Raw genomic sequence first — 18,653 nt, 5'->3', positions numbered from 1 at the left:
GGTAATTTTATGGCTGAGAAAGTGACGACTGGTCCAATAGGTGTCGACGAAGTCTCCTCGCTGGGGCAGCGTTGGTATGTCCTCATCATGATGATGCTGGTGTATACGATTAGCATTGCTGATCGTTATGTCTTGTCCACTTTGCTTGGCCCGATTAGCGAAGAATTGCAGCTGAGCGATACAGAGACCGCATGGCTTGGCCTGCCGCTCGCGCTTTTTTATGTGGTGATGGGTATTCCCTTGTCATGGTTGTGTGACCGGACGAACCGCCGCAATCTGCTGGCCGCGTCGGTTGCCGTTTGGTCATTTATGACGGCAATTACGGGTTACACGCGCGGGTATTTCGACTTGTTGCTGGCCCGTGTCGGCGTTGGCATCGGTGAGGCTGGGGGCACACCGGCGTGCAATTCCATCATTGCTGACTATTTCCCTGCTGACCGGCGCTCGATGGCCATGACAGTTTTCGCGCTTGGGGCGCCCATCGGGGCGTGGCTCGGTTCCGACATTGCAGGATTGGTATCGACATTACATGGCTGGCGCGCTGCATTTTTGGTGCTGGGCGTACCCGGTATCATTTTGGCGCTGATCATCCTGGTAACGATTAAGGAACCCAAGCGCGGACGCCTTGATCTCGTTCAGGAAGATAAAGCGCCGACGGTCATGGAGACGCTAAAATTCCTCTGGTCACAAAAATCGGCCGTGCATGCGATGACGGGCAGCGGCCTATCGGCGTTTTGGGGTTGGGGTTTGATGTGGTTCACACCGTTATTCCTGCAGCGCACTTATGGCATGGATGAAGGCGAAGCCGGCGGCATGTTGGGCTGGATTTACCTTATCGGTGGTATTGGTGCGTCGTTGTTGACAGCATGGGTGGTGGCGCGCCCCACTTATACCGACCCACGAAAAATCGCCCGTCTTTTGGCGGTGGTAACGGCATTGGCTACTGTCCCGTCATTCCTTGCATATTATACAAGGGATCTGGGGCTGGCGCAGGTCATGTGGTGGTTGTTTATTCCGGCAATCTATTTCTACATCGGCCCAGCATTTGCACTGTGCCAGAACTTGGCGGCACCGAAAATGCGGTCCATGGCCGTGGCGATATCCTTGCTTGTTGCCAATGTGCTTAACCTTATCATCGCACCGGCAATTGTGGGCGGCCTAAGCGACTTTTTTGACGCTACAGGTGGCGGCAATGCAGATTCTCTGCGTCTTGCGCAGCTCATTCTCGCACCAACCGGATTGTGGGCAGCCTGGCATTATTGGCGCGCCGAAAAATACATAGTTGAAGATCAAAAGAGAGCCATTGGATATGTCTAATTCGCCGCTAAAGTCTTATATCAATGGCGCGTGGGTCTTGCCTGCGACATCCACTGCAACGGTGGATGCGGTCAACCCTGCTACCGAAGAAGTCTGTGCCGTTGTTGCGGTGTGCGGGCATGACGATGCTGATCGGGCGGTTCAGGCGGCACGCGCAGCATTTGATGACTATGCCGCGACAACGCTTGAGCACCGGATTGCGTTGGTGGAAAAGCTGATCACCATTTTTGAACGACGCTATGACGAAATGGTCAAGGCGATCTCGACAGAAATGGGCGCGCCTTATGACTTGTCGTATGATGCGCAAGCGGAAAGCGGCCCCGGCCATTTGCGCGCGACGGTTAAAGCCGTGCGCGAAATGGCGTGGGACTATGATGTCGGAACGGATGGCATTGTCACGCATGAGCCTATCGGCGTTTGTGTGCTGATCACGCCATGGAACTGGCCGATAAATCAGATCGTCTGCAAGGTAGGGCCTGCGCTCATTACTGGCTGCACGATGGTGTTGAAGCCGAGCGAGATGGCGCCATTGTCGGCGCAGCTCTTTGCCGAAATGGTTGAAGAGGCTGGTTTCCCCAAGGGCGTGTTCAACATGATTCACGGTACGGGCGCGTCGGTCGGCGATACGCTGACCGGCCACCCCGAAGTCGACATGATATCCTTCACCGGATCGACACGGGCGGGCATTCAGATTGCCAAAAATGCCGCCGATACCGTGAAACGCGTTGCGCAGGAACTGGGCGGTAAATCAGCCAATATCGTTTTTGCGGACAGCGATTTAGAGGCGGCGGTCACGCGTGGCGTTCTGCATTGCTATGGCAATACCGGCCAATCCTGCAACGCACCCACACGTATGCTTATTGAGCAATCGGTCTATGACGAGGCGGTTGCCATTGCGACCCGTGTGGCGAAAGCCGCACAACTTGGTGACCCGATGGAGAAAGGGCCGCATTATGGCCCAGTTGTCAGCAAGGCACATTATGAGAAGATTCAAGGCCTGATTCAGGTCGGGATTGATGAAGGTGCACAGCTCGTTGCTGGCGGCACTGGCCGGGCAGAGGGCTTTGACCGCGGTTATTATGTGAAGCCCACGGTGTTTGCAGGCGTCCATAACAAAATGCGTATCGCGCAAGAAGAAGTGTTCGGGCCGGTGTTGGTGCTGATCCCCTTTAAAGATGAAGCAGACGCCATCGCCATCGCCAATGACTCGCCCTATGGCCTTTATGCCTATGTGCAAACCGGCGACATGGATCGTGCACGCCGTGTAGCGCGATTGATGCGTGCGGGTGGTGTGAGCATTAATGGCACGAGCCAGGATTATATGGCGCCCTTTGGCGGCTATAAACAATCGGGCAATGGCCGCGAATATGGTGAATTTGGCGTCCGCGATTTTCTAGAGATTAAATCGATCAGCGGGTTTCGCGCCGCATGAAGCTAACTGATATTGAAACCTTCGTCGTAGGCAATCCGCCACCGCATTTTGGCGGGCGCTATTTTGTTTTCGTCAAGATAACGACCGACAGCGGTGTATCCGGCATTGGTGAGGCCTATTGCGTGCCGTTTGAACCACATCTTGTTGCCAAGATGATAGAGGATGTATTCGCGCGTTATGTCGCGGGCAATGATCCGCATGACATCGAAAATATGTGGCGCAGAGTGTATTCCAGCGGCTTTACCCAGCATCCCGATTTGACATTGATGGGGGTTTTGTCGGCGCTCGAAATGGCGTGCTGGGACATCATCGGTAAAGAAGCCAACAAGCCAGTTTACAAGTTATTGGGCGGGCAAGTCCATGAACGACTGCGCGCTTACACCTATATTTACCCACGACCCGGTGATAAAAAGGACGTGTATCACGATCCTGAACTGGCGGCAGAGCGTTCGGCGGAATATTTAGCGCAAGGCTTTACCGCATTGAAGTTTGATCCTGCTGGGCCTTATTCCGCATTTGATGGGCGACAATTGTCGTTGGAAGCACTCGACCTGTGTGAACGGTTTGCGAAATCCTTGCGCGAAGCGGTCGGCATGAAAGCAGACCTGTTGTTCGGCACCCACGGCCAGATGACAGCGGCAGGCGCAATCCGTCTTGCCAAGCGGCTAGAGCCTTATGATCCTTTGTGGCTGGAAGAACCCGTGCCACCCGATGCGCCCGAAGAAATGGCCAAGGTTGCAAGGGCAACGTCAATCCCTGTTGCAACAGGCGAGCGGCTAACGACGAAATATGATTTTGCCCGGTTATTACGCGCAGGTGGGGCAGCGATTTTACAAATGAACCTCGGCAGGGTCGGCGGCATATTGGAAGCAAAGAAAATTGCCTCAATGGCGGAAGTTGATCATGTCCAGATTGCGCCGCATTTATACTGCGGACCCGTTGTGGGCGCTGCCAATATCCAGATAGCGACTTGCTCGCCCAACTTCCTCATCCTTGAGAGTATTGAGACTTGGGGTGGCTTTCACACGGAAATATTGAAATCGCCAATCCGTTTCGAAGAAGGGCATGTCATTCCTTCGACTGCGCCAGGCTTGGGGGTCGAATTGAACGAAGATGTGGCGCGCGCCAATCCGTATACGGGTAACATGCTCCACCTCGAAATGACGCAGCACCCCGTTCAGTGAGCGAAGAATTCGACTATATCATCGTCGGCGCAGGCACGGCGGGTTGTGTGCTTGCCAATCGCTTAACCGAAGACGGTAAATATAGCGTCTTGTTGCTTGAAGCAGGCGGAAGCGACCGGTCCATCTGGATTCAGATGCCAATAGGCTATGGCCGGACCTTTTTCGATAAGCGGATTAACTGGATGTACGATACCGAACCAGTTGAGGCGCTAGGGGGCAGGCGAAGCTACTGGCCGCGCGGCAAGGTGATCGGCGGTTCGGGTTCGATCAATGCGATGGTCTATGTGCGCGGACAGCCGCGCGATTTTGATGACTGGAAAGCTTTGGGCAACCAAGGCTGGGGCTGGAACGATGTGTTGCCCTATTTCAAAAAGTCAGAGGATTTCGACTGGCACAGCGCGCACCATGGTCAAGGCGGGCCGCAGCATGTCACCGATATTTCGCCATTTGCGCACCCGATCTGTCGTAGCTTTATCGAATCCGCGCAGACATTGGGCTTTCCAACCAGCAGTGATTTTAACGGCGGCAAACCAGAAGGTGTGGGATATTATCACATCAACACGCGCGGCGGTTGGCGTGCATCAACTGCAAACGCGTTCTTGCATCCGGCGCGAAAGCGCAAAACGCTGAAGCTTAAGACTTCAGCGCATGTGTCGCGGATATTGTTCGAAGGAAGGCGCGCGGTAGGCGTCGCTTACACCCGCAAGGGCGCCAAGTTAGAGGCTAAAGCGCGGCGCGAAGTCATCCTTTCGGGCGGCGCGATCAACTCGCCCCAATTGTTAATGCTGTCGGGCATCGGACCTGCAAGCCATTTGAAAGATATGGGCATTGATACGCTGGTTGATGCAAAAGCGGTGGGTCGCAACTTGCAGGACCATATTGCCGTATCCTATTTCTATAAGGTCCGGACGGCTACGTTGAACGATGTGCTCCACCCGTTGCTCGGCAAATTGCGCGCGGGCTTGCGTTATGTGGCGGATCGCGCAGGGCCATTGTCATTGAGCGTCAATCAAAGTGGCGGTTTCGTGCGCAGCGATGCGAGCAAAGAGCATCCCAATTTGCAGCTATATTTTAGCCCAGTGAGCTATACCAAGACCCCATTGTCGGAACGCAAGCTGCTGAACCCCGATCCATTTTCGGCATTCCTGCTATCGCATAACCCCTGTCGCCCGACCAGTCGGGGGCATATTGAACTTAACAGTTCGGACCCTTCCGAATATCCTGCGATCCACCCCAATTATCTGGCAACGCAAACGGACATTGATGACGTATTGGCTGGCAACCGCATTCTGCGTCAGCTGGCGTCGACACAGCCGCTTGCCGATATTATTACCGAGGAGCTTATTCCCGGTAGCGATGTGGACGGTGATGAAGCCCTGTTGGCTGATTTTCGGGCCCGCGCCGACACGGTGTATCATCCCACCAGTACATGCATGATGGGAACAGACCCTGCCAACTCGGTAGTTGATGCCCGCTTACGCGTTCATAATGTTGAGGGTTTGCGGGTTGTCGATGCGTCCGTGTTCCCAACAATTACCTCGGGGAATACGAACGCGCCCACAGTTATGGTCGCGGAAAAGGGTGCGGCCATGATTTTGGAAGATGCGAAATTGATGCGTTAATTTTATTTACCAGTCCTTTTCCGCTGTGCTAGTCAAATCAGACTGCGCGAATCCGGGGAGGGAGTGGCGATGCATCCAAAGATTGATCTGAAGCAACTGCCACCTTTGAAAGCTTTAAAAGGCTTTGAGGCTGCGACACGTCACCAAAGTATCCGCGACGCGGCGGATGAACTTTGCCTGACACATCCTGCGGTCAGCCATCAAGTTCAACTCATCGAAGACGCGCTTGGCGTCACTTTATTCGTTCAAGAAGGACGTCACATTGTCTCGACCGAAGAAGGCAAGGTGCTTTACCCTTATGTGCGGGCCGCGTTTGAATCCTTGCTGGAGGGTGTCGAAGAAGTTCATCGTAATGCCTTGGATAAACCGCTTCGGGTACAAACTTATGTGACAGCGTCCATCCGCTGGCTTGCAAAGCGCGTACCGCAATTTCTCGCCGACCATCCCGAAATCAAATTGACGCTCAACACGTGCGCGGTGGAATGGGAATTTGATGATGTGCATGCGGATGTCGGGCTGGTCTATTGCGCAACTGAACCCGACCCAGCCAAGTTTCATTGGGTGCCATTGTATGAATATGCCTTGTTCCCGGTGTGCAGTCCTGAGGTAGCCGCGGCCATGGGGCAAAAGCCGACATCACAACAATTGATGACCAAGCCTCTCGTCGCTATTTATACTGAAGTACAAAATTGGGAAACTTGGTTCGCTTCCGCCGGCGTCGAGTTTGAACCATCCGTGCCGTATCTGATGGTTGATACCTTGGCGGTTGCACTCGAAATGGCACTCAACGGCGAAGGGATCGCGCTGGTCAACGGCCCATTTGTGGATCAGGATATGGCTGCAGGACGACTGGTGCAGCCGATTGCCCATAAGGCCGTTTGCCCCGGTGCGTGGGGGTTAATCTGCCGCAAAGATATGCGGGAAAACCCACGAATCCGAACGTTCATGGATTGGGTGGCCAAAAATGTAGCAGATGGCCAGCCGGCTAAGGTTGCGGTTAGCTAGGTACTGCGCCTTAGCGTTTAGGAACGACTTCATACCCGCGTTCTTCGGGCTCATCATCGACCATTTGGTCAGGAAAGCCTGTGCCAAGAACCTTGAGGCCCAGCGGCTCTTCATAGCGACGAATGATATTGGGCGAAAATTCGCGCGACCCGTAATTGGCCTCTGCTTCTTTGAAGAGGCGCACGATTAGCGGAGACATTTCCACCGGAACACCGGCTTCCTGTGCAATCTTGTCAAACAGGCCAATATCCTTAGACACCAGATCCATGGTGAAATTGATATCGCGGCTTCCGTTAAGAATTACCTGGCTTTCGGTTTCATGGACAAAGCTGTTGCCGGATGAGATTTTGATCGCCTCATAAGTGGTGTTCATGTCGAGCCCAATGGCCTTGCACGTCGTCAAGGCTTCGGCGAGCGCAACCAGATGCACGGTGCAAAGATAATTGGTCATCACCTTCAACTGAGAAGCTGTGCCCAAATCGCCCGTGTGCAAGATGCGACGGCCCATTGTGGTCAGCACAGGAAGCACAAATTCAAAGGCTGCACGGGGGCCACCTGCGAAAATCGCGATATTGCCCGTATCGGCACGATGGCATCCACCCGAAACCGGGCATTCCATAAACATTGCGCCGCGTGCTTCGACCAGTGCACCCAAGCGGATGATTTCGCTATAATCTGTCGTGCTCATTTCCAGCCAGACTTGGCCGGGACGCATAATCTGCAAAAAGCCATCTGCACCTTCGGCTACAGCCGCACTGGCAGCGGGCGAGGGCAGGCAGGTGACGATCAGGTCAACATTTTCACCCAATTCCTTGGGCGATGCAGCGGCCTTTGCGCCGCGTGCAACATATTCCGCGACTAAAGCGTCATCAAGATCACGGACAGTTACGTCGTGCCCGTTACGGATGAGGCTTCCCGCCAGTTTTCCGCCGACATTGCCAAGCCCGATAAATCCGATTTTCATGATTGCACCCAGTTGTTTTTCAAGAAGCGTTACCCGCCGATTGAAAAAGTTAGAGCGCCGTCGATGCGCGGCCACAATTGAAAAATTTGGCCGATTGGGTGAATTATTTTGCTATTCTTATGCGTTCTTAAGTGCGGCTTGCTGCTTTAGCGCACGTCGTAACCTAGCTTTGCAGATAATGCCTCTGCCAACCGTGCCCGCGCAAGAGCGCACACAAGTTTACGGTCCGCAAGCGCGCCGGGGTCGAATGGCTCGAGGAAATGGACGCCAACGTTATAGCTGCCAGGCCGCGTAAACGCGCGCCACGCACTTTCCCAACCCGTTTCTTCGCCGATCCAAGCTATATCCCGGCCGTCATTGCCGAAATCGAGCAGCACAGGTTGAATCATCATCGGTTTGGGTGGCGGAGCCAAGGTCGCAAACAAGGATTGTTTGAACGGCAAAAGCCCAAGCCCATCGGACGTCGTGCCTTCTGGGAAAAGAGTTACAGACCAATTTTCTGCAATCGCTTGGCGCAATTCCGCCACTTGCTGCGCCACATTTTGTTTTTCCGTGCGGCTTATGAAAATGGTGCGGTTCAGTTTTGCGAGCCAGCCAATGATTGGCCAAGCCCTAACGCCGTCCTGCGCCACAAAAGAAGTGCCGGTAATGCCAGCCAAAATCGGGATATCGTGCCATGAGATATGGTTAGCGACAAAGAATACATCTTTTCGCAATGGCTGTCCGTAGACGGTGACCCGCGCACCAAGCGCACGGGTGGAAATGCGCAGGAACAGCATGGCCCATGGCGAAGGTAGTTTCAGCAAATGCCAGACGAGGTGAAGAGGTAACAATATTGCCAATGGCAGCGCTATCCAAAGCGCTCGGACGAGGCACAGGAGATAAGCCTGAAAATCTAACTTCCGGGTCGAAATGGAAATCGTCGTCATTGAACTTCACTTTGCTGTTAAGACAACATCTAAGATTTTTAGGCGTTAGGTGACAACTGTGACTATGCTGTGACGGTCCACAAGAGCTCTATTTGACACGTGCGCTCACCAAAAGCCACGTAAAATCCTTCACCGCTTTTTTAAACGAAGCGCATCCCAACTGGCATCTGCGATCCATCCGCCGTCTACAGGCAGACTAACGCCGTTTATGAAGTTGTCTTCCTGCGCCAGAAACGCAATCGCGCGGGCGACATCCTCGGGTTTTGCAAAACGGCCCATGGGCACGCGGTTAATAATGTCTGCATCGGAATATGCGCCTGAACCTTGGTCCGCCTCGTCCATTTCGGTTTTAATCCAGCCGGGACAGATAGCGTTTACACGCACGCCGCGACTGCCCCATTCGGCGGCAAGCGTACGCGTTAATCCGATCAGTCCATGTTTTGAGGCGTTATAGGCCGAACGATCGATAACGCCGTGCAAGCCAGCAATTGAAGCGACGTTGACAATATTGCCCTGGTGACGCGCCAGCATTTGTTTGCCAAATTCACGGCACAACAAAAACGGTCCGGTCAAATTGATGTTCATGACACGTTGCCATTGGTCAAGGCTTGTGTCTTCCGCGGGGCATATCATGCTGATACCGGCATTATTCACAAGGACATCGACTGCGATGTGATCGCGCGCAACTTTTTCGGCCAGCTCGGTTACGAAAGTTTCCGATGAAATGTCACCCGACAGGGCGGACACGCTACCGCCAAGTGCCGATAGTGCCTCGATTTGTGCATCGAGCGGCTGAATATCTGTTAAGACGACATGATATCCCATCGCCGCAAATGTCTTCGCGCTTGTATAGCCGACACCTTGTGCAGCACCTGTAATCAACGTAACCCGCATAGTCGAACTTTCCCATATTGAAACCACGACGCTTTCCTTACAGCCACAGGCGGCGTGCATTCAAAAATTTTTTTAACCAATCCCGTCATATTCCCCATTTGTGTCTTACCGCAATCCCGCCTTAAGGTTCGTCGGATTTAATGCCTTAAGGAGCACGGTTTTCATGCAAACATCGGCGCGGGTTGTCATCATTGGCGGCGGCATAATGGGAGCTTCGTTGCTTTATCATCTTGCCGAACTTGGTTGGACCGACTGCTTGTTGATTGAAAAGGACGAACTTACGTCCGGCTCCACCTGGCACGCCGCCGGGCAATGCCCGAACATTACTGGCAGCTACAATCTCGCCAAAATGCATGCCTATAGCAATCAGCTTTATCCCAAGCTGGAAGGGCTGACGGGGCAATATGTAAGCTGGCATAAATCCGGCGGAATTCGTCTCGCGACGAACGAGCGCGAGCTGGCATGGATGCGTTACATTGAAGGTTTTTCCAAAATCATTGGCTTTGAGATGGAAATCATCCCGCCCGAGGAAATCCTGCGCCATAACCCGTTCATGACACTTGACGGTGTCATCGCAGGCGCGCGCACAACCGAAGATGGGCATGCTGATCCGTCGGGCATCTGCAATGCGCTTGCCATTGGTGCGAAAAATATGGGGGCAAAGATTGTCCGTAAGAACCGGGTGACGGGTCTTACGCAATTGCCCACAGGCGAATGGGATGTTGAGACCGAAAAAGGCACGGTCCGGGCGGAAATCGTCGTCAATGCCGCAGGTTGCTACGCGCGACAAATTGCGCAAATGGCGGGCATTGATATTCCGGTGACCAATATGGAGCATCATTATGTCGTCACCGATCCCATTCCTGCATTTAAGGATCGCGAGGAAGAAATTCCGGTTATGCGCTGCCCGCATGTATCGGGTTACTTCCGTCAGGAGCAAAAAAGCGGCCTGATTGGCGTGTATGAAGATACAGGTTTGGTCGAGGCGTGGGCACCACGCGGCGGTCACCCTGAATGGGATTCAACCAGCGAGCTATTTCCCGAAGATCTGGAGCGGATTGCCCCATGGCTGGAACGCGCGATTGAGCGGATGCCTATATTTGGCGAGGTTGGCCTGAGGCGCTTTGTCAATGGCGCTATCCCGCATACGCCAGATGGTGGGCCATTATTGGGGCCAGCAGTAGGGCTGAAAAACTTCTGGCATTGTTGCGGTACCAGCTTTGGTATCGCGCAAGGTGGCGGTGCGGGCAAATATATGGCGCAATGGATGGTGTTTGGTGATGTCGACATTAACATGACTGAGTTCGACCCGCGCCGTTATGGCCCTTATGCGGACGAAAACTACAGCCGCGACAAAGTATTCCTGGATTACCGGATGACGTTTACGACCCGGCTTCCTGGCGAAGAAGAGCCCGACGGCCGTCCACAAAAGACCAGCGCATTATATGGTAAGCTGCTGTCCGCTGGGGCTGTCTATGGCGAAACCTATGGCTGGGAACGACCCAAATATTTCGCGCTTGATGGGGCGGAGGAGCAAGGCGGCTACCAACGTACCAATAGCTTCAACGCGGTCGCCGCCGAAGTGAAGGCTGTTGCCGAGGGTGTCGGCGTGCTCGATCTGTCCGGATTTGCCAAATATGATGTCTGTGGTCCCGATGCAGAGGCTTTCCTCAATCGTATTTGCGCCAACCGCATGCCTAAAAAGCTGGGCGGTATCGGCTTGGTGCACCCCTTGTCGGTTCAGGGCCGTATTTATGGCGAAATGACGGTCACGCGCTTTGCCGATGATCATTTTTACTGCTTGTCGGCAGCGGCTGCCGAGCAGCGCGATTGGGATTTGCTGATCCAAAGTAAATTGCCGCATGAGGACGTAACTATCCGCAATTTGACGATGGATCTTGGCGTATTGGTGATGAACGGCCCGCGTTCGCGCGATGTGCTGGCAAAGCTTACCAATGCGGACTTAACGAATGAAGGCTTCCGCTGGTTAAGCGGTCAGGAAATCACAATCGCAGGCATAAAGATGCGCGCGCTGCGGGTGTCTTATGCGGGTGAGCTTGGGTGGGAGCTGCATCCAGCTATGGAAGACCTTGCAGCGCTGTATGATGCCGTTTGGGATGCTGGGCAGGAATATGGCATCGTCAATTACGGCCTCTATGCCGCAAATACGATGCGGGTTGAAAAAGGCTATAAGGCCTGGGGCTCGGAACTCACCAACGAATTGACGATGATTGAGGCCGATATGCCGCGCTTCATCAATTTCAACAAGGATGACTTTGTCGGCAAGCAGGCAACGCTGGATGCGCCAGACCGTTTCCGCATCGTCTATGGTGAGGTGGATGCCTCCAATGTCGACGTGCGCGGCGCAGAACCGTGTTTGGTCGGTGATCAATGCATCGGTCTGACAACGTCGGGTGGCTATGGCCACCGCGTGGGCAAGAGCCTTTTCTTTGCCTGCGTACCGCTTGAAAACGCCGCGCCAGGATCACGTTTTGATATCATGCTGCAGGGCGAACGGCGCGTTGGAACGGTGCTAGAGCATCCGGCATATGATGCCGATAACGCAAAGATGAAGGTATAATATAGTGGCTGAACTTCCCAAAAAGGCGCGGGTCGTCATTGTTGGCGGCGGCGTTATTGGTTGCTCCATTGCCTATCACCTGACCAAGATTGGCTGGGACGATGTTGTATTGCTGGAACGCAAGCAACTGACCAGCGGGACGACATGGCATGCGGCTGGTCTGGTGGGGCAATTGCGTCCCTCGATCAACATGACCAAGCTCGCCAAATATACCGGTGAACTGTATCGCGGACTGGAAGCTGAAACGGGACAAGCTACGGGCTATCGCCAGTGCGGTTCCATATCAATGGCGACGAATGCGGAACGGTTTGAAGAACTGAAACGCAGTGCTTCAATGGCGAAAGTTTTCGATCTGCCAGTCCATGTCGTGACACCGGAAGAGATCAAAGAGCTCGCGAACATTGTCAATGTCGATGATGTGGTCGGCGGCATTCATATACCGAGCGACGGCTATGCCAATGCGGTCGACATCACGCAGGCGCTTGCAAAGGGCGCACGCACAGGCGGCGCTAAAATATTTGAAAACACGAAAGTCACCAAAATCCGCCATAATGGGGAACGCGTGACGGGCGTTGATACGGCAGATGGTTCGATTGACGCCGATTATGTCGTGATTTGCGGCGGCATGTGGACACGCGATCTGGCGGCGAGCATCGGCGTGGCGGCACCCTTGCATGCATGTGAGCATTATTATGTTCTGTTTGAAGGCGTGGAGGGGATCGACAACACGCTCCCTGTGCTGCGGGACTATGATTATTGCGGCTATTATAAATATGATGCGGGTAAGCTGCTCGTCGGTGCGTTTGAACCCAATGCCCGCCCTTGGGGCATGGACGGCATTTCAGAAGATTTCTGCTTTGACGAAATTGCTGGCAGCTTTGAGCATTTCGAACCCTTGTTGATGGATGCCATGCGGCGCGTGCCTGCGTTGGAGAATGCGGGTATCCAAAAATTCTTCTGCGGTCCGGAAAGCTTTACCCCCGATGTGCGCTATCATCTGGGCGAAAGTGCCGAGTTGAAGGGTTGCTTTGTTGCGGCAGGCCTTAACTCCATCGGCCTGCAATCTGCTGGGGGCGTTGGCAAGGTCATGGCCGATTGGATCCGCGATGGTATTCCGCCAGCGGATCTCTGGACGGTCGACATTCGGCGGAACATGCCGTTTCAGATCAATCGCAAATATCTGCGCGAACGCGTGACCGAGAGCCTTGGCCTGCTTTACGCGACGCATTATCCCTTCAAGCAATATGAAACCGCACGCGGCGTTCGCCGTTCGGCCATTCATGATCGGCTTGTCGCAGCTGGTGCCTGCCATGGCGAGGCTTTTGGCTGGGAACGCCCCAATTGGTATGGCGCGCCGGGCAGCACGCCCAAATATGAATATAGCTATGGCCGCCAAAACTGGTTTGAGGCCAATGCCGAAGAGTGCAAGGCCGTGCGCGAGGCCGTGGGCCTGTTTGACCAAAGCTCCTTTGCCAAATTCCGTCTGGAAGGGCGCGATGCCTGCGCCGTCCTGAACCGCGTGTGTGCCAATGATGTTGATGTGGCACCGGGCAAGTTGATCTATACCCAATGGTTGAATGATAAGGGTGGGATTGAGGCGGATTTGACGGTCACCCGACTGTCGCAGACGGCCTATCTCATCGTCACTGGGGCAGAGACAGAAACGAAGGATTTCAACTGGCTCTCGCGGCATATTCCTGATGATGCCCATGCCATTTTGACCAATATTTCTTCCGCCATGGGGGTAATCTCCATCATGGGGCCAAATGCGCGTGCATTGCTGCAATCGATTTGCCCCAATGATTTGTCGCATGAGGCTTTTCCTTTCGCGACGAGCCAGGAAATTGAACTGGGCTATGCCATCGTGCGCGCCTCGCGCATCACCTATGTCGGCGAATTGGGTTGGGAGCTCTATATTCCGACCGAATTCATGACCGGCGTTTATGACGAGATTGTCGCCGCGGGCGCTAATTTTGGCCTGAAGCATTGCGGCTACCATGCGCTGAACGCTTTACGCATGGAAAAGGCCTATCGCCATTGGGGCCATGACATCACTGATGAAGATACGCCCTTAGAAGCCGGACTTGGCTTTGCCGTGAAGATGGACAAGCCTGGCGGCTTTATCGGCCGAGAGGCACTGGTGAAGCAGAAGGAAGAGGGGCTGAAGCAAAAGCTCGTTCAATTCCTGCTGAAATCGCCTGAGCCGATGCTGTATCATAATGAACCAATCTGGCAGGGGGATCGGATCGCCGGATATATCCGTTCGGGCATGTATGCCCATACGCTCGGCGCATCGTGCGGCCTTGGTTATGTAACCGCGGCCGATGGCGGCGTTGTTGGCCCGATTGGTACAGATGATTATGAAATCGAAATTGCGGGCGTGCGTTACCCAGTAACCGCCTCGCTCAAACCCCTTTATGACCCCTCAAATGCACGGATCAAAATCTGATGACTGATACATCACATGCCATCATGCAACAACTCGCCGCAAAAACGCGGATGGGGTATAGCTTTGATCAGGAATTCTACACCAGCGACGCGGTATTCAAGGCGGATTTCGACGAAGTCATTAGCCAGAAATGGCTACTGGCCGGCCATGTGTCGCGAATCCCCGACAAGGGTGATTATTTCCTGTTTCGGGTTGGTAAGGAACAGATCATTGTCATTCGTGAAAATGCAGACAGCGTTCGCGCCTTCTTCAACGTCTGCCGCCACCGTGGTTCGACGATCTGCCAAGCGGAAAGCGGCAACGCACCGCGTCTGGTCTGCCCCTATCACGCTTGGACCTTTGGGCTTGATGGACGTCTGATTTCCGCACGACTGATGCCTGAGGATTTCGACAAAGCGGAAAACAGCCTATTTGCATGCCATATCCGCGTGTTCCATGGCCTAATCTTCATCAATATGAGTGAGGATGAGCCAGTCGATTTTGATGCCACCTTTGGCGATATGGGAGCCATTCTCGATTATCACGGATTTGCCGACGCGCGCATTGCGCATGCGGGCAGTTATCCCACGACAGCCAATTGGAAGCTGGTCGTCGAAAATTTCTTTGAATGCTATCATTGCGTGCCGTCGCATCCGGAGTTCTGCTCCATGCATGCATCAGAATCTATTGTCGCGGTTGGCGCTGGGCCAAGTTCCGGCCCAGCTGACGCAATTGCTAACTTCGCGCCTAAATTAGCGGCCTGGGAAGAGAGCGCCGCCGCGGCAGGTAGACCCATTGGTACTATTGATGATGCACCCGATAGCAGCCATCTGCGCCTGCTGATGCAACGGATGAACAAAGACGGCTGGGCCTCAGAAACGCAAGATGGCTCTGCACCTGCTCCGCTTATGGGCAAGCGCATTAAAGCAGATGGCGGACGGATGCATTTAAGCTTCAGCCCGTTCAGCCAGATTGTTGCAGATGATCATTTTGCCATCCTGTTCCAATTTACTCCACGTGGCGCATTGGCAACAGATGTTGAGATGATCTGGCTTGTGGATGGACGCGCGACCGAAGCTGAAGTGGACATTGAAAAGATGATCTGGGGCTATCATGCCACAACGACGCAGGACAAAGTCATAACCGAAAATAACCAGGAAGGTATCATGTCGAGTCGGTATCGGCCCGGTCGATATTCTGATCAGGAAGGAAGCGTGCTTAACTTCCAGAAATGGTACCTCAACCAATTCGGGCTGGAACGGGCTGAGTGACAATAGCCGCCAATATGCGCGCGGTTTTGCTGACCGGCCATGGCGGCTATGATAAGCTTGACTTTCGGGATGACGTTCCGGTGCCTAAACCGGGGCCAAAAGATGTGCTGATCCGCGTTGCGGCAGCTGGCGTCAATAATACCGATATCAACACTCGCATCGGCTGGTACTCAAAGGCCGTGGCTGAGGCGACGGATGTGGGAGCCGCGACCGGGATTGCGGGTGCGCAGGATGACGGCTGGTCGGGCGCAGCCTTTCAATTTCCGCGTATTCAGGGTGCCGATGCGTGCGGACGCATTGTGGCGGTGGGCGATGATGTTGACCCAGCGCGCATGGGTGAACGGGTGATGGTTGAACCTGTTTTTCGCGGCGCTAGCACCTTTGACATTTGCTATTTTGGATCAGAAGTCGATGGTGGCTTTGCCGATTATACGTGCGCCCCGTCCCTACATGCGCATCGTGTGAATTCTGAGCTATCTGACGTTGAACTGGCAAGCTTTCCCTGCGCCTATGGGACTGCAGAAAATATCCTGACGCGGATTAATTTGCAGGCAGGCGAACGCGTGTTGATCACCGGAGCGTCGGGCGGTGTTGGCTCCGCCGCTGTGCAACTTGCCAAAAGGCGTGGTGCTGAGGTGATCGCTATGGCCGCCGACGCAAAGGCGGGGATTGTTCGCGCGCTGGGCGCATCGCAGGTGGTGCCTCGCGATGCCAATCTTGAAGCTTTGTTTGGGCAGGAATATTTCGATGCCGTTGTCGATATTGTCGGAGGATCGCAGTTTGGCGCCATATTAAACGTATTGAAACGCGGCGGCCGCTATGGCGTTTCGGGTGCCATTTCGGGCCCCATTGTCGATCTTGATCTGCGGACTTTGTATCTTAAGGATTTGCGCCTGATTGGTTGCACCGTGCTGGAACCAGATGTGTTTCCAAACCTTGTCTCTTATATCGAGCGCGGTGAAATCCGGCCAGTGGTGGCAGCGACATACGACCTATCTGACATCGTCAAAGCACAGGAAGCGTTTTTGACGAAGCAACATGTCGGGAAGATTGTCCTGTCGCTTTAATCGACAGTCTCGATCAATTCACTGATCCGCCCAACAATTTCATCGATATGCGATTTTTGCAGGATAAGCGGCGGCGATAGCGCAATGATGTCGCCTGTTGCACGCACGAGCACGCCATTATCAAAGCATTTGTGGAACAATTGCATGCCGCGCTTACCAACGCCGGCCGCATGCGGTGCAAGTTCGATAGCCGCAACGATGCCCATGTTGCGGATGTCGATGATATGTTTTTTGCCCTTCAGGCTGTGTATCGCTTCCTGCCAATAGCCATGGAGCGAACTGGCATGTTCGAAAATGCCATCCGACTTGTAAAGGTCGAGCGTTGCTAAGGCTGCTGCGGCGGCCAAGGGGTGGCCGGAATAAGTGTAGCCGTGGAACAATTCGATGCCATCGGGACCGCCTTCGACGACGCCGTCATGGATATGGCGGCTGACGGCGACGGCACCCATCGGTACGGCAGCGTTTGTAAGGCCTTTGGCCATGGTGATGATGTCTGGCGTCACACCTAAGGTTTCGGATGCTGTGGTACCGCCGACACGTCCAAAGGCCGTAATAACTTCGTCAAAGATAAGCACGATGCCATGTTTACGAGTAATCTCGCGCAATTTTTCGAGATAACCGATGGGCGGCACCAAGACACCGGTTGACCCCGCCATGGGTTCGACAATGACTGCCGCAATGGTCTCTGCACCGTGCAGAGCGATAATGGCTTCCAGATTATCGGCGAGGTGCGCCCCCCATTCAGGACGGCCCTTTGTAAAAGCATTATGTTCAAGATTATGGGTGTGCGGAAGATGGTCAACACCCGTCAGCAGGGTGCCAAATTGCCGCCGGTTGTTGACGATGCCGCCGACCGAAATGCCGCCAAAGCCAACGCCATTATAGCCGCGTTCTCTTCCGATCAGGCGAGTGCGTGTACCTTGGCCAATCGCGCGTTGATAGGCGAGGGCAATTTTGAGAGCAGTATCCACCGATTCCGAACCCGAGTTGGTAAAGAATATGCGGTCCAGACCTTCGGGCATCAGCGTTGCGAGCCGCGAAGCCAGTTCAAACGCCAGTGGATGTCCCAATTGGAATGGCGGTGCATAATCAAGCTCTGCGGCACATTTCTGGATCGCTTCGACAATGGGTGCGCGGCAGTGACCGGCATTAACCGCCCAAAGTCCGGCGGTGCCATCCAGGATCTGCCGTCCATCATCGCTGGTATAATGCATGTCCTTCGCGGATTTTAGCTGACGCGGCGTCGTTTTGAACGCCCGGTTCGCCGTAAACGGCATCCAAAATGCAGCAAGGGGGTCATTTTCCAGTTTCATCACGTCACTCCACCAACGGGTCTTTATCCCTTATGCGACCGTATTACCGTCATTCTCGATTGAAAAGATTGTTGTGTCCGGAAAATTTTATATCGGCCTCGGTTGCCGACTGTCGCGCGGTCATATGCGTGGCTCCAAAGTGGGAACCGATGTCTTGTAAATGACAGGCCGAAGCGCAAAGCTGGTGGTCACATTGGCAACGCCCTTCACCCGGGTCAGTCGATGGCGCAGAAAATCTTCAAATTGCGTCAAGGATCCGACCAAAATGCGTAGTTGATAATCTGCCTCACCGGTCATCAGATAACATTCCATGACCTCGGGAAAGCTAGCAACGGCCGTCTCGAAATCTTCCAAATGACGATCATCTTGTTGGTCAAGGCGCACGCGGACAAATGCTGTGACGGCGAGGCCGACCTTATCAGGATCGACCAAGGCAACATAATGCGTAATGGTGCCATCTGTCTCCAACTGGCGTACCCGCCGCAGACAGGGGCTCGGCGATAAGCCGACCCGTTCGGAGAGTTCCTGATTGGACATTCGGCCATCCGATTGAAGGCAGTCGATAATCTTGCGGTCGATTGCATCGAGTGCATTTTTTGGCATATTTTAAACCTAATTTCTAAAATTTAAGCATAATCTATCAAAT

14 protein-coding genes are annotated in these 18,653 nt (G+C 54.0%); 9 read left to right on the top strand and 5 right to left on the bottom strand.

Annotated elements, in window-relative coordinates; genetic code table 11:
• Window positions 1-9: 9 nt before the first annotated feature.
• The 5 genes from ACILP4_RS00580 (at window position 10) to ACILP4_RS00560 (ending at window position 6,560) form a co-directional block, all read left to right on the top strand.
• Entirely contained in the window at window positions 10-1,317 is a 1,308-nt protein-coding gene (locus ACILP4_RS00580) for a spinster family MFS transporter (protein ID WP_395618814.1), read from the top strand.
• Window positions 1,310-2,749, top strand: a complete 1,440-nt coding sequence (locus ACILP4_RS00575; protein WP_395618813.1) for an aldehyde dehydrogenase family protein — start codon at window positions 1,310-1,312, stop codon at window positions 2,747-2,749. The genes ACILP4_RS00580 and ACILP4_RS00575 overlap by 8 nt, the downstream gene beginning before the upstream one ends.
• Complete coding sequence (locus tag ACILP4_RS00570; RefSeq protein ID WP_395618812.1) at window positions 2,746-3,933, top strand: mandelate racemase/muconate lactonizing enzyme family protein; 1,188 nt, start codon at window positions 2,746-2,748, stop codon at window positions 3,931-3,933. Before ACILP4_RS00575 ends, ACILP4_RS00570 begins: the two co-directional genes overlap by 4 nt.
• Entirely contained in the window at window positions 3,930-5,555 is a 1,626-nt protein-coding gene (locus ACILP4_RS00565) for a GMC family oxidoreductase (protein WP_395618811.1), read from the top strand. Before ACILP4_RS00570 ends, ACILP4_RS00565 begins: the two co-directional genes overlap by 4 nt.
• Before the next feature lie 69 nt (window positions 5,556-5,624).
• The gene (locus ACILP4_RS00560; RefSeq protein WP_395618810.1) at window positions 5,625-6,560 is read left to right on the top strand and encodes a LysR substrate-binding domain-containing protein; all 936 of its coding nucleotides are present in this window, start codon (window positions 5,625-5,627) and stop codon (window positions 6,558-6,560) included.
• A gap of 10 nt (window positions 6,561-6,570) precedes the next feature.
• Here ACILP4_RS00560 and ACILP4_RS00555 read toward each other — a convergent pair whose 3' ends face one another.
• From ACILP4_RS00555 to ACILP4_RS00545, 3 genes are all read right to left on the bottom strand, one after another.
• Window positions 6,571-7,524 (bottom strand): NAD(P)-dependent oxidoreductase, encoded by a 954-nt coding sequence (locus ACILP4_RS00555; RefSeq protein WP_395618809.1) that lies wholly within the window; start codon window positions 7,522-7,524, stop codon window positions 6,571-6,573.
• A gap of 146 nt (window positions 7,525-7,670) precedes the next feature.
• Window positions 7,671-8,453: a lysophospholipid acyltransferase family protein gene (locus tag ACILP4_RS00550; RefSeq protein WP_395618808.1), complete on the bottom strand. Its 783-nt coding sequence runs from the start codon at window positions 8,451-8,453 to the stop codon at window positions 7,671-7,673.
• A gap of 129 nt (window positions 8,454-8,582) precedes the next feature.
• Window positions 8,583-9,374 carry an SDR family NAD(P)-dependent oxidoreductase gene (locus ACILP4_RS00545; RefSeq protein ID WP_395618807.1) on the bottom strand — a complete coding sequence of 264 codons (792 nt, stop codon included), beginning with the start codon at window positions 9,372-9,374 and terminating at the stop codon, window positions 8,583-8,585.
• Window positions 9,375-9,510: 136 nt separating this feature from the next.
• Between ACILP4_RS00545 and ACILP4_RS00540 the strand changes: the two genes are divergently transcribed.
• From ACILP4_RS00540 to ACILP4_RS00525, 4 genes are read left to right on the top strand one after another with little or no spacing between them, the layout of a single operon-like run.
• The gene (locus tag ACILP4_RS00540) at window positions 9,511-11,928 is read left to right on the top strand and encodes an FAD-dependent oxidoreductase (RefSeq protein ID WP_395618806.1); all 2,418 of its coding nucleotides are present in this window, start codon (window positions 9,511-9,513) and stop codon (window positions 11,926-11,928) included.
• Between the two features lie 4 nt (window positions 11,929-11,932).
• The gene (locus tag ACILP4_RS00535) at window positions 11,933-14,377 is read left to right on the top strand and encodes an FAD-dependent oxidoreductase (RefSeq protein WP_395618805.1); all 2,445 of its coding nucleotides are present in this window, start codon (window positions 11,933-11,935) and stop codon (window positions 14,375-14,377) included.
• Entirely contained in the window at window positions 14,377-15,627 is a 1,251-nt protein-coding gene (locus tag ACILP4_RS00530; protein ID WP_395618804.1) for an aromatic ring-hydroxylating dioxygenase subunit alpha, read from the top strand. Before ACILP4_RS00535 ends, ACILP4_RS00530 begins: the two co-directional genes overlap by 1 nt.
• Window positions 15,624-16,694 (top strand): alcohol dehydrogenase family protein, encoded by a 1,071-nt coding sequence (locus tag ACILP4_RS00525; RefSeq protein ID WP_395618803.1) that lies wholly within the window; start codon window positions 15,624-15,626, stop codon window positions 16,692-16,694. The genes ACILP4_RS00530 and ACILP4_RS00525 overlap by 4 nt, the downstream gene beginning before the upstream one ends.
• Here ACILP4_RS00525 and ACILP4_RS00520 read toward each other — a convergent pair.
• Both ACILP4_RS00520 and ACILP4_RS00515 read right to left on the bottom strand, forming a co-directional pair.
• Window positions 16,691-18,007, bottom strand: coding sequence for an aspartate aminotransferase family protein (locus ACILP4_RS00520; protein ID WP_395618802.1), 1,317 nt, complete (start codon window positions 18,005-18,007; stop codon window positions 16,691-16,693). The genes ACILP4_RS00525 and ACILP4_RS00520 overlap by 4 nt on opposite strands.
• A gap of 120 nt (window positions 18,008-18,127) precedes the next feature.
• Complete coding sequence (locus ACILP4_RS00515; RefSeq protein WP_395618801.1) at window positions 18,128-18,610, bottom strand: Lrp/AsnC family transcriptional regulator; 483 nt, start codon at window positions 18,608-18,610, stop codon at window positions 18,128-18,130.
• Between the last annotated feature and the right edge of the window lie 43 nt (window positions 18,611-18,653).

It is taken from the genome of Sphingorhabdus sp., from assembly GCF_044239045.1.
Classification (GTDB): Bacteria; Pseudomonadota; Alphaproteobacteria; order Sphingomonadales; family Sphingomonadaceae; genus Sphingorhabdus_B.
This window is presented reverse-complemented; position numbering and strand designations above follow the sequence as displayed.

Excerpts from the sequence above, each read along its gene's own strand:
- ACILP4_RS00580 (WP_395618814.1), top strand. The coding sequence starts at position 10 with ATGGCTGAGAAAGTGACGACTGGTCCAATAGGTGTCGACGAAGTCTCC.
- ACILP4_RS00575 (WP_395618813.1), top strand. The coding sequence starts at position 1,310 with ATGTCTAATTCGCCGCTAAAGTCTTATATCAATGGCGCGTGGGTCTTG.
- ACILP4_RS00570 (WP_395618812.1), top strand. The coding sequence starts at position 2,746 with ATGAAGCTAACTGATATTGAAACCTTCGTCGTAGGCAATCCGCCACCG.
- ACILP4_RS00560 (WP_395618810.1), top strand. The coding sequence starts at position 5,625 with ATGCATCCAAAGATTGATCTGAAGCAACTGCCACCTTTGAAAGCTTTA.
- ACILP4_RS00555 (WP_395618809.1), bottom strand. The coding sequence starts at position 7,524 with ATGAAAATCGGATTTATCGGGCTTGGCAATGTCGGCGGAAAACTGGCG.
- ACILP4_RS00550 (WP_395618808.1), bottom strand. The coding sequence starts at position 8,453 with ATGACGACGATTTCCATTTCGACCCGGAAGTTAGATTTTCAGGCTTAT.
- ACILP4_RS00540 (WP_395618806.1), top strand. The coding sequence starts at position 9,511 with ATGCAAACATCGGCGCGGGTTGTCATCATTGGCGGCGGCATAATGGGA.
- ACILP4_RS00530 (WP_395618804.1), top strand. The coding sequence starts at position 14,377 with ATGACTGATACATCACATGCCATCATGCAACAACTCGCCGCAAAAACG.
- ACILP4_RS00520 (WP_395618802.1), bottom strand. The coding sequence starts at position 18,007 with ATGAAACTGGAAAATGACCCCCTTGCTGCATTTTGGATGCCGTTTACG.
- ACILP4_RS00515 (WP_395618801.1), bottom strand. The coding sequence starts at position 18,610 with ATGCCAAAAAATGCACTCGATGCAATCGACCGCAAGATTATCGACTGC.